The sequence below is a fragment of the Agrobacterium pusense genome (assembly GCF_013285525.1).
In the GTDB taxonomy this organism is placed as follows: domain Bacteria; phylum Pseudomonadota; class Alphaproteobacteria; order Rhizobiales; family Rhizobiaceae; genus Agrobacterium; species Agrobacterium pusense.
On sequence record NZ_CP053857.1, the window covers coordinates 1,734,861 to 1,755,409 of the forward strand.

The following is a 20,549-nucleotide window of genomic DNA, read 5'->3' on the forward strand; positions in this document are numbered from 1 at the left end:
GAGAAGACAGACATGATGGCAAGTCCCGCAACGACATCGGCACAAGGCCGCATCGGTCCGCAGCGTGTGGCAGGGCGGCTGCTGGCCATTCTGGACAAGGTACTTGGCGCGGTCGCGGCAGCAATCCTTGCCACGCTGCTCGTGGTGGTCCTGGTCAATGTGACCCTGCGTTATCTGTTTCACACCGGCTTCATCGGCGCGGAAGATCTGGGCATCTGGCTTAATGTCGCGATGATCGCTGTCGGCGCGCCTCTCAGTCTCAAAAGCGCGCTTGCGATGCGGCTTGATGTTTTTGTGCGCTTCCTGCCGGAACGTTTCCATGCTGGCACGGAAGTCCTGGCCGATGCTTTCTCGTTCGTTGCCGCGCTCATACTCGCCTTCGGCGGGGTAGAAATTGCGGCAATGCTGGGCGGGACGTCCCCGACGCTTGGCCTGCCGGAATGGGTGCGTTTCGGATTTCTTGGTGCGGGTGGCGCACTGATCTTTGTTTATCTCGCGCTTCAGCGCGTCAGTGAAGGCAAGGCGTTTGCTGTTCTGCTCTCCGTCGTCATTGCTGTTGTTTCCTATGTGGGCCTGCCGGAAATTTTCGTCGATACGACACTGCCGCCGAGCCTGTTTCTGGCGCTGACGGCAGCCGTGGGGCTGGTTCTGGCCGCGCCGCTTGCCCATGCCTTCCTCGCCGCCGCCTATGTGGCGATTGCCTTCGGCAGTACTTTGCCGGAGCCGGCCATCGTTTCCTCCACGGTCACAGGCATGTCGAAATTCCTGCTGCTCGCCATCCCCTTCTTCCTGCTGGCGGGAAGTCTGCTGACGGAATCGGGCGTCGCCAACCAGCTTGTCCGTTTTGCTGCCTCCATGGTCGGCCACCGACGGGCGGGGCTGGCCCAGACGACGCTTCTGACCAGCGTGCTGTTTTCGGGCGCCTCCGGTTCTTCAGTCGCCAATGCCGCCTTCGGCGCCTCCACCTTCCAGCCGGAACTCGTCAAGCATGGTTATCCACCCGCGCAGGCGGGTGCGATCATCGCCGCCACGTCCGTGCTGGACAACGTCATTCCGCCCTCCATCGCATTTCTCATCCTCGCAACGGCCACCAACCTTTCGGTCGGGTCGCTGCTGGTCGGCGGCTTCTTCGCGGGCGGGTTGATGGCGATCTGTCTGGCGGTGGCGATCCATTTCAGCGTGCGCAGCGTTGATACCCTGCCTCGCGCGACGGGCTCCGAGCGGTGGCGCTCGGCCGTGGCCGCGATACCTGCCTTCGGTCTTGGCGTCATCGTGGTGGTCGGCATCCGCATTGGCGTCGTCACGACCACGGAAGCTGCAGCGCTTGCAGCGCTTTACACGCTGCTTCTCGGCTTCGGATACCGGCTGGGCGCGGGCCGCATTTTTGCAACCTTCCGCCAATCGGCGGGTGAAGCGGCTGCGATCGGCCTTCTGATCGGCACGGCTGGCCCCTTCGCCTTTCTCCTGGCGGTCGATAATGTCTCCGGTCTTGTCACCGACTTCGTGACATTGCTCGGTGGCAGCAAGATCGCGGTGCTTCTGCTGTCCAACCTCATTCTGCTCGTGGTCGGTCTTGTGCTTGATATCGGTGCTGCCATCCTGCTGTTCGGGCCGATCCTTCTGCCCGCTGCCGTGGCAGCCGGTATCGATCCCATCCATTTCGGTGTCATCCTCGTGGTCAATCTCATGATCCACGGCCTGACACCGCCGCTCGGCATGCTGATCTTTGTGGTGAGCGGCGTCACCCGTATTCCGGCGACAGCTCTTTTCCGGGCCGTCGTTCCCTATCTCCTCTCCCTTCTCGTTTCCCTCGCCATTCTGTGTGTCTGGGCCATTTTCTTCTAATCCGGGGCTTTATTCATGACTATTATCGACCGTCGCCACCTCCTCAAACTCTCCGCTCTCGGCGCGGCAACGCTCGCCGCACCGGCCTTCGTGCGCACGGCTAATGCCAGAACCCGCAGCCTCACCGTTGCGTCGCTTTTCGCTGACGACAAGCCGGAGACGAAAATCTGGGTGAAGATCAGTGAGCTGGTGGAAGCGAAGCTGCCCGGTCGCTTCCGTTTCAACATCGTCAAGAGCGGTGCGCTGGGCGGCGAAAAGGAAGTGGCGGAGAATATTCGGCTGGGATCGGTTCAGGCCAGTCTTTCAACCGTGTCCTCGCTTTCAGGCTGGGTGCCGGAATTGCAGATCCTCGATCTGCCCTTCCTGTTCCGCGATGGGGAACACGTGCGCAAGGTGGTAACCGGCGAGACTGGTAACGATTTGAAGACAAAGCTCGCCGCCCAGCAATTCATCGCTGCCGATTTCATCAATTACGGCGCGCGCCATCTGCTGACCAAGGAACCGGTAACACGCCCCGAGCAGCTGGAAGGCAAGAAGATCCGCGTCATCCAGAGCCCGCTGCACACCAAGCTCTGGAGCGCCTTCGGCACCACGCCGGTCGGTATTCCGATCACCGAGACCTATAATGCGCTGGCCACAGGCGTGGCCGATGCCATGGATCTTACCAAGTCCGCCTATGCCGGCTTCAAGCTATACGAGGTCGTGCCTTATCTGACGGAAACCGGCCATATCTGGGCTTCAGGCGTCGTTTATTATGGCGCAACCTTCTGGAACCAGCTGGATGACGAAGAAAAGAAGGTGCTGTTAGAGGCTTCCAGCGAAGGCGCGAAGTACTTCAACCAGCTGATCGTTGAAGATGAAACGAAGTCCGTTGAGCTTGCGCTGTCCAAGGGTGGCAAGGTGCTGCAGCCGGAAGCGCTGGATGAATGGCGCAAGGGCGCCCAGGGCGTCTGGCAGGATTTTGCCGGCATCGTTGGGGGTATCGAGAAGATACAGGCCGTGCAGTCTGCCTGAGACTACGGGTCAGACGAAGAACAGGGGAGGCGTGTGAGCGCCTCCCCTTTTTTATTAGCGAATGTCTTCCGGCAGAACGTCCGAGGGAATGTTCTGATAGGAAACCGGGCGCATGAAACGGCGGATCGACATGGTGCCGACAGAGGTTGCGCCGAAGTTCGTGGAGGCCGGGTAGGGGCCACCGTGAACCATGGCTTCGGAAACTTCCACGCCGGTCGGGAAACCGTTGGCGAGAACGCGGCCGGCCTTGCGTTCCAGGATCGGCAGCAGCTTGCGACCAAGTTCGGCGTCGCCTGCATCGAGATGCATGGTTGCCGTCAGCTGGCCTTCGAAGCTCTTGGCAACCTCAAGCATTTCTTCGATGCTATCAACAGTCACGATCAGGCCGAGCGGTCCGAAGACTTCTTCTGAGAGCGCATGGTTGGCAACCCAGTCCTTGCCCGAAACGCGGAACAGGTAAGGCGTTGCATTGCGCAGGTTGCAGGTGGTGGTCAGAACGTCGCGCACGCCGTTGCCGGCAGCGATACGGTCGCGGCCATCACGATAGGCAGCGGCGATACCGTCAGTCAGCATGACCTGCGGGCCAACTTCGGAAAGAGCGGCACGTGCGGTTTCAGCAACCGCATCCGCCTGCTCGGAGAGGATGACGGCGATGCCGGGGTTGGTGCAGAACTGGCCCGCACCCATGGTCAGCGAACCCGCCCAGCCCTTGGCAATGGCTTCGCCGCGGTTGGCAACGGCTTCCGGCAGCAGGAACATCGGGTTGACCGAACCCAGTTCGCCGAAGAAGGGGATCGGCTCGGGGCGCTGGGCGCAGAGATCGAACAGTGCGCGGCCGCCGGCGAGCGAACCGGTGAAACCGACCGCCTTGATGCGCGGATGCTGCACGAGCGCGGAACCGACATCGCGACGGCCGCCCTGGATCAGCGAGAAGACGCCGGGATGCAGATTGTGCTTCTTGACGGCGGCAAGAACCGCTTCGGCAACGATTTCACCGGTGCCGGGATGGGCGGAGTGACCCTTGACGACAACAGGGCAACCTGCAGCCAAAGCCGCAGCGGTGTCACCACCGGCCGTGGAGAAGGCGAGCGGGAAGTTCGACGCGCCGAAAACGGCGACAGGGCCGATCGGACGCTGCATCAGGCGGATATCCGGGCGCGGCAGCGGCTGGCGATCCGGCAGCGCTTCGTCATGGCGGCGGTCGAGATAGTCACCCTTGCGGATGTGCGAGGCGAACAGGCGAAGCTGGCCTACGGTGCGGCCGCGTTCGCCCTGCAAACGTCCTGCGGGCAGGCCGGTCTCGGACGAGCCGATTTCGGTGATGGCGTCAGCGCGAGCTTCGATCTCATCGGCAATGGTGTCGAGGAATGCGGCGCGCTCTTCGCGGGTGGTGTAACCGTAGCTCCAGAAGGCTTCTTCAGCTGCCTCACAGGCGGCATTCACCAGATCGACGGTGCCGACCGAAAAATCGAAAGCTTCGCCATGTGCAGGCTCGCTGCGGAATTTTGCTTCCGTTGCGACCCATTCTCCTGCAACCAGATGTTTGCCGTGCGGCTTGAAACTCATTGTGCTCTTCCCTGAAAACTGATCCTGTGTGGAAAACCCACCCGACACCGTGACGTTGCACCGAAAGGCGACAGCGCAAGCGCCATCAGCCGCGATCCTCGCCCGGTTGCCTTCTGCCTTAGCCCGTGTAGGGCCTGAGCGAAAGCCGGTTTTTCAACTATCTGACCAAAAAGTGTGATTAATTGGGCGAAGCGTGAAAAAGACCTGCTTCCGTTTACGCACACGACGCTCTAATGTGACGCCATGATGACAAACAGATTTCCGAAATATGTTGCCTGGTCGCTTCTTCTGCTGATTGTAATCGTGACTGTCAGCCCCATTGGGCTGAGGCCCCACACATTGACGACGGTTGGCATCGACCGCGCAGGTGCCTTCGCCCTCTGTTCGGCCGCCTTCGTGCTCGCCTATCCGCGTTACTGGCTTGCCATCATCGTCGCGGGCATCGTTGCGGCTTTTGGCATCGAGGCGCTGCAATTCCTGTCGCCGACACGCCATCCGCATCTGACCGACGCAGCCGTGAAGGCCGCTGGTGCCGTTGCCGGCGGATCGGCCGCCTATTCCTACCTCATGTTTCGGGCGAAGATGGCCGCAGGCTGACACATCCCCTGCGGTCAGATTTCCGATTAGCCATTGCCATTCGCGAGACCGAAGTGGCTGTGTGACAGCGTACGCTCGATGCCGCGCAGCTCAGCCAACCCCTTCAATCGCCCGATGGCGGGGTAACCGGGCTGGGCGCCGCGCGTGAGGTCGTCGAGAATTTCCTGCCCGTGATCCGGCCGCATCGGAATGGTGTGGTCTTCACGGCCCTCCGCTCGCCGACGGGCTTCTTCGGTGATGAGGGCGGCAATGACGGCGACCATGTCGGTTCCGCCTTCCAGATGTTCGTCCTCGAAGAAGGAGCAGGGCACGGTGTCCGTGTCGCGCGTCACGTTGCGCAGGTGCACGAAATGGATTCGATCTGCAAAACGGCTGGCGATAAAGGGCAGGTCGTTATCCGCACGCGCACCGAGAGATCCGGTGCAGAGCGTGACGCCGTTGGCGCGGCTGTCGACCTGCGACAGCATATGGGCGTAATCCGCCTCCGTTGAGAGAATACGCGGCAGGCCGAGAAGCGGCCAGGGCGGATCATCGCCATGGGCGCAGATGTTGATGCCGACGTCTTCGGCAACCGGCGTCACCTCGGAGAGAAAGTCGATCAGGTTCTGCTGCAGCCTTTCGCGATTAACGCCATGGTAGGAACGCAGCTTTTCGATGAGTTCCGGCAGGGTATAACCATCCGCCGAGCCGGGCAGGCCAGCACCGATATTGCGCGATAGCGCGACGATTTTTGTGTCGGGCATCTCGGTGAACCGCTTTGCCGCATCCTCCAGCAACCAGTCAGGATAATCCCGCGTCGCGTCCGGGCGCTTGAGAATGTGAATATCAAAGGCAGCGAAATCGGTGAGGTCGAAGCGCATCGCTTTCGCGCCGTGTTTCGTTTCCCAGCGCAGGTCAGTGCGGGTCCAGTCCAGCACGGGCATGAAGTTGTAACAGACAGTGCGGATGCCTGACGCCGAGAGGCAGCGCAGCGTTTCCTGCCAGTTGGCGATATGGGTTTTCCAGTCGCCCGTCTGGGTCTTGATGGCCTCGGAGACGGGCACGCTTTCCACCACGTCCCAATAAAGCCCGCCGGCTTTGATGGCCTCATGCCGCCTGGTTATTTCGTCCACCGGCCAGACATCGCCGGTGGCGATGTGGTGCAACGCGCTGACAATGCCTTCCGCACCCGCCTGAGCCGCATCCTGAACCGTGACCTTGTCAACCGGGCCGAACCAGCGCCATGTATGTCTCATCTTTCGTCCTCAAAAATTCCGTCTGCGGAAAAAGTCAGTTGCACCTTGCAGGCGGCCGAGCGGTCTCCGGCCTGCTCGAATGCGGCCTTCGCCTCATCAAGCGGGAAGCTGTGGGAAATGATCGGCCGCACATCGATCTTGCGCGTTGAGATCAGCCCGGCGGCGATGGCGAATTCATCATGAAAGCGCTGCGAACCGCGCCAGAGGATTTCTTTGCCCACCAACGCATTGAGCGGAATGGTAATGTCACCGGTTACGCCCACCTGCACGATGATGCCGCGCGGGCGCACGCAGGCAAAGGCGGTGCGGAGCGCGGGGCCAGCCGCGGAGCAATCGAAAATGACGTCGAAATAACCCTTGTCATCCTGGTAGGGCAAAAGCGCCTCGGCGTCCTTTGCGACATTGATCGTGCGGTCCGCACCCATGGCTGGTGCGCGTTCCAGCGCCGCATCGGTCAGATCGGTTGCGACGATGATACCTGCGCCCGCATGGCGGGCGGCGGCGATGGTCAAGAGGCCGATTGGGCCGGCTCCCGTCACCAGCACCTTAGCGCCGGTGAGATCGCCCGCCTGGGCGACGGCATGCAGACAGACTGCAAGCGGCTCGGTGCAGGCCGCTTCAGCAGCTGAGGTATCGGCTGGAAATGGCGCGCATTGTTTTGCCGGAACCACCAGCCGGTCGCGAAACATGCCCTGTTCGTGCGGCAGGCGCATGGCGCTGCCCATGAAGCGCATGTCGAGGCAATGGATCGGCTGGCCCTTCAGGCAGAACTGGCAATGGCTGCAGGGTTGCGAGGGATTAACGGCGACGAGCTGGCCGATGGCGAGCTCGCTGACGCCTTTCCCCAGCGCCCGCACATGGCCGGATGCCTCATGCCCGGAGATGATCGGTTCGCGCACCCTGACCGGGCCAAAACCGCCATCTTGATAATAATGGAGATCGGAGCCGCAGATGCCACCCGCTGCCATGGCGAGCAGCACCTCGCCGGGTCCCGGCTCAGCGAGATTCTCTGTTTCGACGCGAATGTCCTTCTCGCCGTATAGACGTGCCACGCGGGTCTGCATGACCATGCCCTCATGTCTTGATATGGAATGATGACCCCGCGCGGCGAACCGCGCGGGCAGGGTGCCTCTTCAGCGGATCAGGCCCATTTCGGTCGGCAGCCACAGGGTGATTGCCGGAACGAACGTGATCAACAGCAGCGCCACGAATAGCGGCACCAGCCAGGGCAGGATGGCCATGGTCGTGCGTTCGACGGAGAGTTTCGCCACGCGCGAGAGCACGAACAGCACCATGCCGAGCGGCGGATGCAGCAGACCGATCATCAGGTTGAGCGTGATGATGAGGCCGAAATGCACCGGATCGATATGAAACTGCAGCACGAGCGGCAGAAGGATCGGCACGAGGATGGTGATGGCCGCAATCGTATCGAGGAAGCAGCCCACGAACAGCATCAGCAGATTGACCAGCACAAGGAAAATCCACTTGCTGTCCGTGATCGTCAGGATCGCCGCCGACAGGAGCTGCGCTGCCTGGCTGACCGTCAGAAGCCATGCGAAAACCGAGGCCGCCGCGACGATGAAGAGCACCGATGCGGTGGTTTCGATCGTGTCGAAGGTCGATTTCGCCAGCGTCTTGAAGGTCATCGTGCGATAGCGGACGAGGCCGAGGAACAGTGACCACAGAACGGCCGCGACGGCTGCTTCCGTCGGTGTGAACCAGCCCATGGTCATGCCGCCGATCAGGATCACGGGCGTCATCAGCGCCATCACGGCGGAGAAATCGAAATACCAGTCGCAGGCGAGCAGGATGACCAGCACGATCAGGATCGACAGGTTGAGGGAAAGACCGAGCGCCGTGAGGATATAGATGCCGAGCGGCACCATCATCACCACGAAGACTTCGATCGATGCGCCGAAGATCGTTCTGAGGCTGAACGGTGTATCGGAGCCCCAGCCTTTGATATAGGCAAAGACGGCGACCGTTATCATCATCAGAAGCGTCATGACGACGCCGGGAATGATGCCGGCCATGAACAATGCTCCGATGGAGACATTGGCCATCATGCCGTAGATGACGAAGGGCAGCGATGGCGGGAAGATCGGGCCGAGCGTTGCGGAGGCGGCGGTGACGCCGACGGCCGCTTCGACCGGATAACCGTGGTCCTTCATGGCTTTGATCTCGATGGTGCCGATACCGGCCGCATCGGCAAGTGCCGTGCCCGACATGCCGGAAAAGATCACCGAACCGATGATGTTGACCTGGGCGAGACCACCCTTCATCCAGCCGACGAGCGCGACGGCGAAGGAATAGATACGTCCCGTCACGCCTGCCGTATTCATCAAGTTGCCGGCTAGGATGAAGAAGGGAACGGCGAGAAGCGGGAAGCTTTCCACACCTGCGATCAGGCGCTGCGCCGCGATGATGTCGGGCGCGACGTTGTAAAACACGATGTAGAGCAGCGACGCCGAAGCCATGGAGATGGCGACAGGCAGGCCGATCACCATCAGGAGAAGAAAGGAGCCGATGAGAAGCAGCATGTGATCAATCCCCCGCGCTCTGGAATTCTTCGGGCCGCTCCAGAACGGAATAACCGCGCTGCATATTGGCGATGAAGACCTGTACCGACCGGAAGAACATCAGAACGAAAGCGGCCAGAACCGTATAAAAGACGATGCTGCGCGGCAGGGCGACGGTGACCATCTCCTCATCCGCGACGATTTCCATGTAGCGCCACATCAGCCAAGAGGTGTAGGCGAAGAACAGGATCCGCAGCACATCGACGAGGATCGACATGGCGCGGGCCACCTGCGGCGGCACGTAGTGATAAAGCACATCCACCTGGATGTGGCGCGACATGCGCACGCACATGACCGAACCTAAAAAGACGACGCCGATCAGGCAGTTGACGGCGATTTCTTCCGTCCAGGCATAGCTGTCATTGAGCACGTAGCGGGTGAAGAATTGGAGGAACACGCAACCTGTCATCAGCCAGAAGAGGCCAAGCGTGACCCAGTCTTCGAATGAATAAACCTTGAGATCGACCTCCGGCGGCGCCTCGTCGAACGTATGGGCGAGTTCCTCAGGCGTGACCTGAGTATGAATTTCCTGCGACATTGAGATATCCCGTCTGGAGAGAAAGGGCGGTGCGGCGAGAGGGCCGCACCGGATCTTGCTTCACTTGACGGCGCGAATGGCTTCCCAGTCGGCCTTGTCGTAACCGAAATCCTCGAACTTCACTTTTTCGAGGACGTTCTTCTCGAAGTCGGCCTTGTCGACTTCGGCGACGGTCAGGCCGCGCTTCTTGAAGTCTTCAACGAGGCTTTTCTCGCGGCCTTCGATGGTCTTGGTGGTGCGCTCGGCGGCCTGCTGCATGACTTCGGTGAAGATTTTTTTGTCTTCATCTGAGAGCTTGGACCACAGGTTCTTCGAGATCACCGTGTTGAGGTGGTCGACGATATGGCCTGTCAGGACGATGTTCTTCTGCACTTCGAAGAATTTCTTTGCCTCGATGGTTGTCAGCGGGTTTTCCTGCGCATCGACGGTGCCATTCTGGAGCGCCAGATAGACTTCCGCGAAGGCAATCGGCGTGGTGTTCGCGCCGCAGGCGCGTGGCATGGCGAGATAGGCGGGAACATCAGGCACGCGCATTTTCAGCCCCGCCATGTCGGCGCAGGCGGCAATCGGCTTGTTCGATGTCGTGTGGCGCGTGCCGTAATAGCTGACGGCGGCGATGTGGTTGCCGGTTTTGTCTTCATAACCTTTGGCGAGCCGCTTGAAAATGTCGCTCTTGGTATAGGCGATCAGATGGCTCGGATCGCGGAAGATATAGGGGAAGTAGGTGACGCCGATCGGCTTGTAGTCACGCGCCGCGAAGCTCGAGCCGGAAATGATGATATCAACGGTGCCGATCTTCAGGCCCTGATTGATATCCGCTTCCTTGCCGAGCTGTGAGGCCGGAAAGACATCGATCTTGTAGCGGCCATCGGTTCGCTTGGCGATCTCTTCCGCGGCCCAGACCGAATCCGTATGGAACGGCTCTGAGGTTTCGTAGACATGTGCCCATTTCAGTGCGGTCTGCGCCTGCGCCGCAAGCGCCGAGAGCAGGATGGCCGCTGTTGCGCCCATCAAAGTCGACAATCTGATTTTCATTCTTAACTCCTCCCGAATTAAAGCCAGATTTCCGTTTTTCCCGTCGCCGGTTGCGGCGGCGGTTATTCTTCTCCGAGCGTTTCCTCCCCGAAACTTTCGGAAAATCTCTTCTGCGACAGCGTCAGATGCTGCCGCATCGCCTCCCGGGCACCTTCCGGATCGTTGGCGGCTATGGCGTCGCGGATGACCCGGTGTTCTTGCACGGCGAGGTTCCAGGTGTGCGGACCTTCGAAATAGCTGGCGAGCTTTTCGAAAAAGGGTGACAGGCTGCGCTCGTCATAGATCAGGCCGGTAAAGCGGTTGAGCGCCGAGTTGCCGATGATGTCGGCGATGGCGGTGTGAAAGGCCCGGTCGAGATTGAGCGCCTGCGGTGAATTGTCGAGTGCGCCGGCCATGCGCTCGATGATGTCATCAAGTTTGACGATGCATTCCGGCGTGGCGAGCCGTGCGGCTTCCTCCGCGATAGCGCTTTCGATGATGCAACGCGCCTGCAGGATTTCGAAAGGCCCATGCGCATCCGGCACTGTTGGCTTTTCTTTCCCCTGTTTGCCGGTTGCGTTTACATAGACGCCCGAACCCATGCGAATATGGATATGGCCTTCCACTTCAAGAACGATAAGCGCTTCCCGCACCGTGGGGCGCGATACGCCGAAGCGTTCCGCAAGGTCGCGTTCCGCCGGCAGGCGCTGACCGTCGGTCAGTTCCCCGCTTTCGATGAGCAAGCGAATTTGTTCCGCAACCAGCCGGTAAAGGCGGCGCGGCTCAAGAGCCACAAACATGATGTCCTCCCAGCGCGAAAGTCTCCCTCAATCGCGCAAGCGGTAAGATTGTCTTACCAATTTCATTAGGGCGCATTTGGGCGACGCTGTCAATTAGACGTTAATGAAAAATATACGGAGGTCGTCAGGAGGCTCAGCGGGGCGGTATTGTCACGCTCCCCGGGGCTCTGGCTCCCGGGGTTCTGCCATTTCCTAGTTCTGGCCGCGAGCTGGCCGGGCAGCCGGATTCCTTGGGTGGAGAACGACGGCAAAGTCGCAAACTTTGCCTCTCTCAATGTTTTGGATGACCTCGGGGCGCGATGGCTTGCCAGCTCGCGACATCGGCTGGCGAGCGATCGCTTCTTTCCCTTTGCGGGCGGCTTTTCAGCCTCTGCCCGTCGCCAGCTTCAAGCCGCCTCTACCGCCGATAATTACATTCACCTCACCATAGCCGCCAATGGAAAGGTGTGGCGTTTCGATAGGATGCGAATGGGTGGCGTTGATGACCACCACTGACGCCCCCATGTTTTCCCCCGCCTGGATGCCGGCGGGGGCGTCCTCGAAGACAATGCAGTCCTGCGGTGATACGCCGAGCTTTTCGGCCGCTTTTCGATAGCCTTCAGGATCGGGTTTGCCGTTCACCACGTCTTCCGAACAGATCATGACAGGCGGCGGTGCAATGCCCGCCGCTGCGAGCCGGCGTTCAGCCAGTTCGCGTACGGCCGACGTCACGATAGCCCACTTGCCCGCCGGCAGCGACTGTAGGAAAGCGCCGGCGCCCGGTATTTGAACAATGCCATCCACATCATCCATCTCTGCACGAAGGATCATTTCGGCCTGCTCATCCACGTCGAGACCCGGAATGGCCTCACGGCGGATAACTTCCGAGGCTCGCATGCCGTGAATGCGCTGCAGGAAGGCATTCGGCTCGATGCCGTTCGCCACTGCCCACTCCCGCCATACGCGCTCGACGACGGCGATCGAATTGACGAGTGTGCCATCCATGTCGAACAGGAAGGCCGCAAACTCTTGCGAAAAAATCTGGTTTTGCGGCGGGACTTTGCTGTGCATCTCATTCTTCCGTTGAACTGTCGGCCTCGCCTGTCTCTACAGTATTGTCAGGCATAACGGAATCGTTTTTCAGCCACCAAGGTCCGATGGTCATCTGCCGCGGGTGGGGGATGTTGTCCCGGAATCGGACGCAGTCAGACACACGCGAGTCGAGGTCGTCGGCAGCCAAGGCGACGGCGAACAGAGCCACACCGGGAGTCAGCCTGCAGCAAGGATTCGCTGTTATCCTTTGCCTTCACATGCCAGGGAATGTCACAGATTCAAGGGGATAGCAGATGTTCTTGAAGATTCTGCATGAGAGTTTCGAAACCGGAATTTTCTTAACGATTTCCCTCTCTTGAGGGTGGCGTTAACCATTTGTTAACCATATTCGAGGTACCTAATTGTCAACGATTTGTTTACCAAGATGACCAAAGTGCTAACAGACCAGCGTTCCATCCGCATCAAAGGCCGCTCCTTCCTCGCAGTCGTCCTGTCCCCCGAAGCTCCGGTCGATCAATGGCTGGAAAGGCTCGATGATCTCGCGGCGCGTTCGGCGGGCTTCTTCCTGTCGCGGCCGGTGGTCCTCGATGTTTCGGAACTGTCGCTCGACAAGGCGGGTCTGAAGGAACTGCTGGCGGCGCTCAGGGAGCGCAATGTCGGCATCATGGGCATCGAGGGCGTTCGTCCCTCGATGATCGAGCCGGGCATGCCCCCATCGCTGAAGGGCGGGAAGCCGGCTTCCGATGTCGAGGTCGAGCCGGTCGCCGTGGCTGCCGAATTGCCGGAAGAGAAGCCCCGTACATCGGGCGAGATCCGCGCCGTCGTGCAGTCGCTCGTCATCAACGAGCCCGTGCGCTCCGGCCAGTCGATCATGTTTCCCGAAGGTGACGTGACAGTCATCGGCTCGGTCGCCTCGGGGGCGGAGATCATCGCTGGCGGTTCGATCCATGTTTATGGCGCGCTGCGCGGGCGGGCCATGGCCGGTTCGCTCGGCAATGTCTCTGCGCGCATCTTCTGCCGCAAGCTGGAGGCCGAGCTTCTGGCAATCGACGGCGTCTACAAGGTGGCTGAGGACATTGACGACAAGCTGCGCGGGCAACCCGTTCAGCTCTGGCTGGAAGACGATACGATCAAGGCCGCGAAACTCGGCTAATAACAGATAAACACGCACGAACAGGAGAGAGCCATATGGGGAAGGTAGTCGTTGTAACTTCCGGCAAGGGCGGGGTTGGTAAGACCACTTCGACCGCAGCGCTTGGCGCCGCATTGGCGCAGAATAAAGAGAAGGTCGTGGTCGTCGATTTCGATGTCGGCCTGCGCAACCTCGATCTCGTCATGGGTGCTGAACGCCGCGTGGTCTACGATCTCGTCAACGTTATTCAGGGCGATGCCAAGCTGACGCAGGCGCTGATCCGCGACAAGCGCCTGGAGACGCTGTTCCTGCTGCCCGCCTCGCAGACGCGGGACAAGGACAATCTGACGCCGGAAGGTGTGGAATGGGTCATCAACGAGTTGAAGAAGCACTTCGACTGGGTGATCTGCGACAGCCCCGCCGGAATCGAGCGCGGCGCGACGCTGGCCATGCGCCATGCGGATGTGGCTGTGGTCGTTACCAATCCTGAAGTCTCCTCGGTGCGCGACAGCGACCGCATCATCGGCCTGCTCGATTCAAAGACGCTGAAGGCCGAGCGCGGCGAGCGCATGGAAAAACACCTTCTCATTACCCGCTATGATTCTGCGCGTGCGGAGCGGGGTGATATGCTCAAGGTCGACGATGTTCTCGAAATCCTGTCGATCCCGTTGATTGGCATCATTCCCGAGAGTTCGGATGTGCTGCGCGCCTCCAACGTCGGTGCGCCGGTCACGCTCGCAGATGCCCGTTGCGCGCCGGCCATGGCCTATTTCGACGCTGCCCGCCGCCTTTCGGGGGAAGATATTCCGGTGGTCATTCCGGGCGAAAAGCGTGGCATCTTCTCCAAGATCTTCGCAAGGAGGGCCGCATGAGTCTCTTCAATCTTTTCCGCAAACAGAAGTCGGCACCGCTTGCGCGTGAGCGCCTGCAAGTGCTGCTCGCCCATGAGCGGGCCTCATCGGGCTCTGATCTCGTCGCCATCCTGCGGGAAGAAATTCTCGGCGTCATTGCCAAGCATGTACAGATCGACGGCGACCGTGTGCACGTGAAGATGGATCGCGACGAACATTTCTCGATTCTCGAGATCGACGTCGAAATTCCGCTCGGCGCAGATCTCCGCGCCGCGTGACATAGGCATGAAAGACGCCGCCCCAACCGGGCGGCGTTTTTACTGCGCGGTCGTATCCACGGGGTTTCGAAACGCGTCAGCGAGATCGTCCGGAAGCGGGCGCTGAAGGTTCATCCCGTTCGGCGGGATCGGAGCGTTGAACCATTTCTCGTAGATTTTCTCGATTTCACCGCTCGCATAGATTTCACCCAAGGCCTCGTTGACGGCATCTCTGAAACCGGTATCGCCGTGGCGAAGCATCAGGCCGTAGGGTTGGGGTGGCGCAAGATATTCATTTGAAATTGCGTAATCCTCAGGCCTGCCTGTTTCGGCGACGAAGGATCGCAGAAGAATATCGTCCATGACGAAAGCCGAAGCACGGTTTTCCGTCACCATCTCGAAACCGCCTTCGGTGCTGTCGTTTTGCAGCACGGCGATGTTCAGCCCTAGTTTGCGATTGAGCACGTTCAACTGGCCGATATTGATGGTTCCCGTCGTTACCACCACCGTACGCCCGGCGAGATCCGCGACGGTATTCAGGCCGCTCGATTTCAGCGCCACGTATCGCGTACCGGTGATGAAGTGGCTGTAGGAGAACCATACGGCCTTGCGCCGTTCTTCCGTGTTCGTGCTCGCCACACATTCCATGTCGATCGTGCCGTCATTGAGAAGCGTGATCCGATTGCTGGGCGTGCGTTTGACGAAGTCGACCTTCAGTCCCGGCAGATCCAGTTTTTCCCTGATGGAATCCACCACCTTGAGGCAAAGCTCGATGCTGTAGCCGATCGGCTCCGGGCCGGTGCCGAGATACGAGAAGGGGATATTGCGATCGGCATAACCCAGCCGGATGACACCGGTTCTAGCAATGGTCTCGAGTGTCGGCGGCTGCACTTCCTGCCCGGCCGCATAAGTGGATAAAAGGCTAAAACTTCCTAATGCAAGCCATAATGTCGATCTCTGCATCGCGCATCTCCAGCTAAAGTATCTGTCGAAACGTGTTTTCATGAAAATGGAGGCGGGGCGGTGGGAGCACCTTAATCCCGATATTCTTTCGGTTGTTCGTAGGCCTGTCTCAGAGCTGCTGCCATCGGCAGGTTCAGGTTCATGCCGTTTGGCGGAATGGGTCTGGTGAACCATTTTTCATAGAGATCATGAATGGCGGGGCCAGTGAAAATCCGTTTCAGACTGTCGTTGACGACCGCCTTGAAGGCCGGGTCGTCGCGACGGAAAACCAGCCCATAGGGTTCGGGTGCGCTCAGCGTCTCCTCGGAAAGCGCATAAAGATCCGGATTCTCAGATGTCGCCGCCAGCGCCGCCAGCAGGATACCATCCATCACGAAAGCCGAAGCCTTGCCGGAAACGACGAGGGCGAAGGCTTCCTCGTTGGTTTTCGTCGGCATGACGGAGATATTGAGGTTCTTCTCACGGTTCACGGCATTGAGCTGCTCAATATTGACGGTTCCGGAGGCGGATGTGACTGACCTGCCTGCCAGATCGGCGAGGCTTTTCAGATTGTCCTGCTTGCGCGAGAGAAACTGTGTTGCCGTCATGAAATTCGGATAGGAAAAGTCCACGATCCTGCGACGGTCGCTATTATTGGTCGTGGCGGCGCATTCGATATCGATCTGACCGCCGCGGACAAGGATGAAGCGGGTGGCGGGCGTGGCCTTGACATATTCGACGTCGAGCTTGTCGAGTTTCAGGGACTTGCGAATGTCCTCGCTGATCGTCCTGCAGAGATCGGTTGAGAAACCGGTCACTTCTCCGTTCGGCAGCTGATAGGAAAAGGGAGGTTCAGCCTCACGATAGCCGATGCGGATTTTTGCGGTCCTGGCGATCTGCTGAAGCGTGTCGCCTTCACCGGCAGCCTGCAGCGGGGTGAGGGGGGCAAAGCATGTGAGGAAAAGGCAATAGACTGCAATACGCATTTATGTCCTCTTGGCCGGCGGCCGGTTTCTCAAATCGCTTTTTGTGAAGGGCAATAGGTGTCCTGTGTCGGTCGTCCGGCATCGTGGCCCGTCTGCGCGGCTCGATCGGCGATTTCGGTTTTTCCCACTTGGACGATGACCGCACGGTTTTTTAGAACCTGCGCAAGCGGTGCAGGCTCGGCGAAATAATAGCCCTGGGCCTCGTCGCATCCGGAAAGTTTGAGCACTTCGACCTGCTCCATGTTTTCCACCCCCTCGGCGGTCACCTTCAGCCCGATCTGTTCGGCCATGTCGATGACGGTGTTGACGATAGCCGAACACATGGGATTGGTCGGAAGGCCGGAAACGAATTCGCGGTCGATCTTGATCTTGTCGAAAGCGACGTGGGTGAGCGTGCTGAGCCCCGCATAACCGGTGCCGAAATCATCAAGCGCGAGGCGGACGCCTCTTTCCTTCAGCATTTTTAGAACGCGCGTGCTGCTGTCGCGCTCAAGCATAGCCGTTTCCGTCACTTCCAGCTCAAGCCGTTCGGCCGGGAATCCGGATGCTTCAAGCGCCCGGTCCACAATGGGGACGATATCGTCATTGCAAAGTTGAACGGCGGATAGATTGACGGCAAGTCTGATATCCTTCGGCCAGGTCATTGCATCCATGCAGGCCTGCGCCAAAACCCACTCGCCCAAGGGCCTGATGAAGTTGTTCTCTTCCGCAAGCGCGATGAAGCGGTCCGGAGAGATCAGGCCAAGCTTGCTGTGGCGCCAGCGGGCAAGCGCTTCATAGGCGACGATGCGGCCGCTCTGCAGATTGACTACGGGTTGGTAATGCAGCTCGAACTCATGGTTTTCGAGGGCGGATTTCATGTCTATTTCCAGCGCGTGCTTGTGCTGCGCAGCCATGTCCATGCCTGGCTCATAGAAGACGAAATAGCCGCAACCCATGGATTTCGCCCGGTAAAGGCCGAGATCGGCATGTTGCAGCAGCTGTGTGGCCGATGTGCCGTGACCTGGCGCACAGGCGATGCCGATGCTGGTATCGATGCTGATGTCGCTGCCTTCGAGCGCGAAACTGCGCGACACGGCATGCACCACCCGCGCTGCCAGCATCGCCGCATCGCTCTCAAAGTCGCCGCTTGTCGACTGTATGATCGCGAATTCATCGCCGCCCAGGCGGCTCACCATGTCGTTTTCTCCGAGGACGGAGGAGATCCGCGAAGCGACAGCCACCAGCAGGGCGTCGCCGGCCGCGTGCCCGAGCGTGTCGTTCACGGCCTTGAAACGGTCGAGGTCCAGCAGCATGACATTGAACAGCTGGCCGGACGCTGAGAGATGCTCAAGGCGGTTTTCCAGCGTCTTCATCAGCAGCACCCGGTTCGGAAGCCCGGTCAGTGCATCGTGATGGGCCATGTGCTCCATTTGCTGCGCCATGTCGCGTATCTGCCGCAGGCGTCCGCGTTCCAGAACGGCTTCGCGCAGCGTCTCGATGGCGGTTGCCATGTCGCCGATTTCATCCCGTCGGTCCTGAAAGGGGGTTGCGACATCGGTTTCCTCGCGGGCGATCCGCAGGGTCGCCTGCACCAGCGCCGGTACGGGTTTCAGGAAATGCCGCGCGATGACCGTTACCAGAACACCTGTCACGGTCAGCACCACGATCAGCGCGATGAGCGAATTGTAGATCAGTTTGCGCTGCGCACCATAAAGCGCATCCGAACCACCGATGCTGACGGCGACCGCGCCGATCGGCTTTTTCGTCTCCGTACTGATGATCGGCAGCAGGCCGATATAGTGGCTGGAGTCGCCTATGGTTGCAAACCCCGTCGCGAAGCGCGCCGCCACGGCATCTCTGGCGAAGATCGGGTCGGTAGCGAGCGGTTTTTCATCATCGTCTGTGGCGTTGTCGAAGGCGGCTGCGATCTGCCTGAAACCGGAATCGGCGTCATCATAGCGGAATAGCCAGACGGCATTTTTCGTCTGGGCGCCTATGAGCGCGAGAACATCGCTTGGATTGAAGCCCGTAACGAGAATGGATTCATCGTCGCCGATAGGCTTGTCGGTCAAAATGCCGTTGACCTGGCCATCGGTATCAGCCGTGACGCTGACATAGGTGTAGATGCTTCGAAGGGTGGCGCTGGCAATCTGGGAGTTGACGCGGGCCTGATTGAGCCACTGTTCGCTGGCGGCGGCAACGAACATGTACCAGCCGACAAGCGCGCCGATGCTGTAGGCGAAGATCACCCCACCCAGGAAAATCAGGGTTATCTTGCTGGCGAGCGAGCGCCGCCGCGACGACCGGCCCTTTTCCGGCGGCGTCGTTGAGCGAAGCATGTGGCCGGGCTCTACCTGTCTATCCATCCCCCGATAGGCAGTCTCTTCCATTCGCGATAGTCCCCCGCGATGTCGCGTTATGATTGTTTTATGGAATTTTTATAGGGCATGCACTTCAATGGTGTCTGCTAAATAATTCAACAAAGTTTAGATGCGATTAAGAATTAATCCGTCTTTTTACAGTCGCTGCTTATATAAGCGGTCTGTCTTTGCACTTCAGGTTGAGAAATAGACGCTGGCAGCAAGTTCCAGTGACGGCAACGGCCGTCCGGGAAAATCCCGCGACCGGCCTTGCCAAGCCTTGCATAAACGGCATGTTGGGCATCATACGCCGATTTTAGGGAATTTCGTCATGGCTCACAGGGGCAAGAACATCGCGCAGCTTTCCGCTCTCATCCAGGGTGGCCACCTTGATCCGCGCGCCCTGGTGGAAGAGACAGTCGATGCGATCCGTCAGGAGGCCGATCAGGCCATTTTCATAGGGCTGACGGCGGAGCGGGCCGCCGCCGAAGCGGAGGCCGCATCGACACGCGTTCGCGAAGGCCGTTCCCGCGGGCTTCTTGACGGCATTCCCTTGGGCTGGAAGGATCTTTTTGATCTGGAGGGAACGGTGACCACGGCCGGGTCGACCGTGCTTGCGGATGATGAGCCTGCGTCGCGGGACGCTGATGTGGTGACCGCGCTGAAACAGGCTGGCATGATCTGCATCGGCCGAACGAATATGAGCGAGTTTGCATTTTCCGGTCTTGGCATCAATCCGCATTACGGCACGCCGCGTAATCCCCTTTCCACGGATGGACACCGTCTGCCTGGCGGTTCCTCCTCCGGTGCGGGCGTGGCCGTGGCGGCCGGTCTGGTGCCGGTGGCGATCGGCACGGATACGGGCGGATCGGTCCGCATCCCCGCCGCTTTCAATGGCGTGGTAGGCTACAAGGCCAGTCGCGGCCGTTATTCGATGCGCGGCGTATATCCATTGGCGAAGAGTCTCGATTCGCTCGGGCCCCTCACCCGCACGGTTCAGGATGCGGTCTGGGTGGATGCCGCCATGCGGGGTAGGACTGCCGCCGATGTGCAGCGCGTGCCACTTTCCAGCCTCTCGCTTGTTGTGCCCGAGACCGTATTTTTCGACGGAATCGAGGACGAAGTCGCGGCCGCTTTCGAGCAGGCGGTGGACCGTCTTGTCCGCGCCGGTGCCTCGGTGCGAGGACAGGCATTCCCGATTTTTTCGGAACTGTTCGAGCTTATCAAGGAAAAGGGTGCGCTGGTGACCGCGGAGGCCTTTGCCCTGCACAAAACACGGCTGGAAGGTGCTGATGCCGCGCGCATGGACCCGCGCGTTGTCGCACGAACGAAGCTGGGGGCCAATATTTCTATGCCGGATTACATAGCCATTATCGATGCGCGGCAACGCATGACTGCGGCGTTTTCGGGAATGATCGGAAAAGGCGAACTGCTGCTGTCGCCGACATTGCCGCATGTTGCGGCCAGGGTCGCGCCGCTTCTCCAAAGTGACGATGCCTTTTTCGCGATGAATGCAAAAACCCTGCGCAACACGCAGATCGGTAACTTCCTCGATCTCTGCGGTGTTTCGATCCCGTGTGGAGCGGGCGACGCAGGCATGCCGGTTGGCTTGCTGCTTTCAGGGCTGGACGGCACGGATGACCATGTGCTGGGCGCGGCGATGGCGGCGGAAGAAATCGTTCGGGTTTGAGGGGTTCATTTCCGGCTTGTTGATAACGTAGAACCTGTCCTTCGTCGTCCTCGGGCAGGTTTTGACCGTGACAGATATTTGCTGACTATAGAGACTTAATCCCCTGAGGTGCCCTAAGTTCTATCCAGT

18 protein-coding genes are annotated in these 20,549 nt (G+C 59.7%); 7 read left to right on the forward strand and 11 right to left on the reverse strand.

Annotated elements, in window-relative coordinates:
- Positions 1–12 precede the first annotated feature (12 nt).
- Positions 13–1,845 (forward strand): TRAP transporter large permease, encoded by a 1,833-nt coding sequence (locus HQN82_RS21520; protein WP_173615887.1) that lies wholly within the window; start codon positions 13–15, stop codon positions 1,843–1,845.
- Between the two features lie 15 nt (positions 1,846–1,860).
- Positions 1,861–2,859 (forward strand): TRAP transporter substrate-binding protein, encoded by a 999-nt coding sequence (locus tag HQN82_RS21525; RefSeq protein WP_173615888.1) that lies wholly within the window; start codon positions 1,861–1,863, stop codon positions 2,857–2,859.
- Positions 2,860–2,913: 54 nt separating this feature from the next.
- Here HQN82_RS21525 and HQN82_RS21530 read toward each other — a convergent pair whose 3' ends face one another.
- Positions 2,914–4,425 (reverse strand): aldehyde dehydrogenase (NADP(+)), encoded by a 1,512-nt coding sequence (locus tag HQN82_RS21530; RefSeq protein ID WP_173615889.1) that lies wholly within the window; start codon positions 4,423–4,425, stop codon positions 2,914–2,916.
- A 246-nt stretch (positions 4,426–4,671) separates the two neighbouring features.
- Between HQN82_RS21530 and HQN82_RS21535 the strand changes: the two genes are divergently transcribed.
- Entirely contained in the window at positions 4,672–5,022 is a 351-nt protein-coding gene (locus HQN82_RS21535; protein WP_234904886.1) for an antibiotic resistance protein VanZ, read from the forward strand.
- A 26-nt stretch (positions 5,023–5,048) separates the two neighbouring features.
- Here HQN82_RS21535 and uxuA read toward each other — a convergent pair whose 3' ends face one another.
- From uxuA to HQN82_RS21570, 7 genes are all read right to left on the reverse strand, one after another.
- Complete coding sequence (gene uxuA, locus HQN82_RS21540) at positions 5,049–6,257, reverse strand: mannonate dehydratase (RefSeq protein ID WP_173615890.1); 1,209 nt, start codon at positions 6,255–6,257, stop codon at positions 5,049–5,051.
- The gene (locus tag HQN82_RS21545; RefSeq protein WP_173616040.1) at positions 6,254–7,321 is read right to left on the reverse strand and encodes an L-idonate 5-dehydrogenase; all 1,068 of its coding nucleotides are present in this window, start codon (positions 7,319–7,321) and stop codon (positions 6,254–6,256) included. Before HQN82_RS21545 ends, uxuA begins: the two co-directional genes overlap by 4 nt.
- 69 nt (positions 7,322–7,390) lie before the next feature.
- Positions 7,391–8,797 carry a TRAP transporter large permease gene (locus HQN82_RS21550; RefSeq protein ID WP_112636098.1) on the reverse strand — a complete coding sequence of 469 codons (1,407 nt, stop codon included), beginning with the start codon at positions 8,795–8,797 and terminating at the stop codon, positions 7,391–7,393.
- 4 nt (positions 8,798–8,801) lie between these two features.
- Positions 8,802–9,374 (reverse strand): TRAP transporter small permease, encoded by a 573-nt coding sequence (locus HQN82_RS21555; RefSeq protein WP_035208172.1) that lies wholly within the window; start codon positions 9,372–9,374, stop codon positions 8,802–8,804.
- Positions 9,375–9,434: 60 nt separating this feature from the next.
- Positions 9,435–10,409 (reverse strand): sialic acid TRAP transporter substrate-binding protein SiaP, encoded by a 975-nt coding sequence (locus HQN82_RS21560; RefSeq protein ID WP_173615891.1) that lies wholly within the window; start codon positions 10,407–10,409, stop codon positions 9,435–9,437.
- A 62-nt stretch (positions 10,410–10,471) separates the two neighbouring features.
- Positions 10,472–11,188: a FadR/GntR family transcriptional regulator gene (locus HQN82_RS21565; protein WP_004438798.1), complete on the reverse strand. Its 717-nt coding sequence runs from the start codon at positions 11,186–11,188 to the stop codon at positions 10,472–10,474.
- A gap of 363 nt (positions 11,189–11,551) precedes the next feature.
- A complete protein-coding gene (locus tag HQN82_RS21570; protein ID WP_173615892.1) occupies positions 11,552–12,238 on the reverse strand; it encodes an HAD family hydrolase in 687 nt (228 codons plus the stop codon).
- Between the two features lie 406 nt (positions 12,239–12,644).
- Between HQN82_RS21570 and minC the strand changes: the two genes are divergently transcribed.
- The 3 genes from minC to minE are packed head-to-tail and all read left to right on the forward strand — an operon-like array spanning position 12,645 to position 14,481.
- On the forward strand, positions 12,645–13,373 hold the full coding sequence (gene minC, locus HQN82_RS21575; RefSeq protein ID WP_173615893.1) for a septum site-determining protein MinC: 729 nt from the start codon (positions 12,645–12,647) through the stop codon (positions 13,371–13,373).
- A gap of 35 nt (positions 13,374–13,408) precedes the next feature.
- Positions 13,409–14,224, forward strand: a complete 816-nt coding sequence (minD, locus tag HQN82_RS21580; RefSeq protein ID WP_004438810.1) for a septum site-determining protein MinD — start codon at positions 13,409–13,411, stop codon at positions 14,222–14,224.
- A complete protein-coding gene (minE, locus tag HQN82_RS21585; protein WP_004438814.1) occupies positions 14,221–14,481 on the forward strand; it encodes a cell division topological specificity factor MinE in 261 nt (86 codons plus the stop codon). Before minD ends, minE begins: the two co-directional genes overlap by 4 nt.
- A 39-nt stretch (positions 14,482–14,520) precedes the next feature.
- Here the strand turns inward: minE and HQN82_RS21590 are convergent, their stop codons facing one another.
- From HQN82_RS21590 to HQN82_RS21600, 3 genes are all read right to left on the reverse strand, one after another.
- Positions 14,521–15,423, reverse strand: coding sequence for an amino acid ABC transporter substrate-binding protein (locus HQN82_RS21590; protein WP_173615894.1), 903 nt, complete (start codon positions 15,421–15,423; stop codon positions 14,521–14,523).
- A 71-nt stretch (positions 15,424–15,494) separates the two neighbouring features.
- Entirely contained in the window at positions 15,495–16,388 is an 894-nt protein-coding gene (locus tag HQN82_RS21595) for an amino acid ABC transporter substrate-binding protein (protein WP_006697233.1), read from the reverse strand.
- 29 nt (positions 16,389–16,417) lie between these two features.
- Positions 16,418–18,760, reverse strand: a complete 2,343-nt coding sequence (locus HQN82_RS21600) for a sensor domain-containing phosphodiesterase (protein ID WP_173615895.1) — start codon at positions 18,758–18,760, stop codon at positions 16,418–16,420.
- Between the two features lie 301 nt (positions 18,761–19,061).
- Between HQN82_RS21600 and HQN82_RS21605 the strand changes: the two genes are divergently transcribed.
- The gene (locus tag HQN82_RS21605) at positions 19,062–20,420 is read left to right on the forward strand and encodes an amidase (protein ID WP_173615896.1); all 1,359 of its coding nucleotides are present in this window, start codon (positions 19,062–19,064) and stop codon (positions 20,418–20,420) included.
- Positions 20,421–20,549: the final 129 nt, after the last annotated feature.

Bases quoted from the DNA above. Each gene is read 5' to 3' on its own strand.
- HQN82_RS21520 (WP_173615887.1), top strand. From the start codon at position 13: ATGATGGCAAGTCCCGCAACGACATCGGCACAAGGCCGCATCGGTCCG.
- HQN82_RS21525 (WP_173615888.1), top strand. From the start codon at position 1,861: ATGACTATTATCGACCGTCGCCACCTCCTCAAACTCTCCGCTCTCGGC.
- HQN82_RS21530 (WP_173615889.1), bottom strand. From the start codon at position 4,425: ATGAGTTTCAAGCCGCACGGCAAACATCTGGTTGCAGGAGAATGGGTC.
- HQN82_RS21535 (WP_234904886.1), top strand. From the start codon at position 4,672: ATGACAAACAGATTTCCGAAATATGTTGCCTGGTCGCTTCTTCTGCTG.
- uxuA (WP_173615890.1), bottom strand. From the start codon at position 6,257: ATGAGACATACATGGCGCTGGTTCGGCCCGGTTGACAAGGTCACGGTT.
- HQN82_RS21545 (WP_173616040.1), bottom strand. From the start codon at position 7,321: ATGCAGACCCGCGTGGCACGTCTATACGGCGAGAAGGACATTCGCGTC.
- HQN82_RS21550 (WP_112636098.1), bottom strand. From the start codon at position 8,797: ATGCTGCTTCTCATCGGCTCCTTTCTTCTCCTGATGGTGATCGGCCTG.
- HQN82_RS21555 (WP_035208172.1), bottom strand. From the start codon at position 9,374: ATGTCGCAGGAAATTCATACTCAGGTCACGCCTGAGGAACTCGCCCAT.
- HQN82_RS21560 (WP_173615891.1), bottom strand. From the start codon at position 10,409: ATGAAAATCAGATTGTCGACTTTGATGGGCGCAACAGCGGCCATCCTG.
- HQN82_RS21565 (WP_004438798.1), bottom strand. From the start codon at position 11,188: ATGTTTGTGGCTCTTGAGCCGCGCCGCCTTTACCGGCTGGTTGCGGAA.
- HQN82_RS21570 (WP_173615892.1), bottom strand. From the start codon at position 12,238: ATGCACAGCAAAGTCCCGCCGCAAAACCAGATTTTTTCGCAAGAGTTT.
- minC (WP_173615893.1), top strand. From the start codon at position 12,645: ATGACCAAAGTGCTAACAGACCAGCGTTCCATCCGCATCAAAGGCCGC.
- minD (WP_004438810.1), top strand. From the start codon at position 13,409: ATGGGGAAGGTAGTCGTTGTAACTTCCGGCAAGGGCGGGGTTGGTAAG.
- minE (WP_004438814.1), top strand. From the start codon at position 14,221: ATGAGTCTCTTCAATCTTTTCCGCAAACAGAAGTCGGCACCGCTTGCG.
- HQN82_RS21590 (WP_173615894.1), bottom strand. From the start codon at position 15,423: ATGCAGAGATCGACATTATGGCTTGCATTAGGAAGTTTTAGCCTTTTA.
- HQN82_RS21595 (WP_006697233.1), bottom strand. From the start codon at position 16,388: ATGCGTATTGCAGTCTATTGCCTTTTCCTCACATGCTTTGCCCCCCTC.
- HQN82_RS21600 (WP_173615895.1), bottom strand. From the start codon at position 18,760: ATGGAAGAGACTGCCTATCGGGGGATGGATAGACAGGTAGAGCCCGGC.
- HQN82_RS21605 (WP_173615896.1), top strand. From the start codon at position 19,062: ATGGCTCACAGGGGCAAGAACATCGCGCAGCTTTCCGCTCTCATCCAG.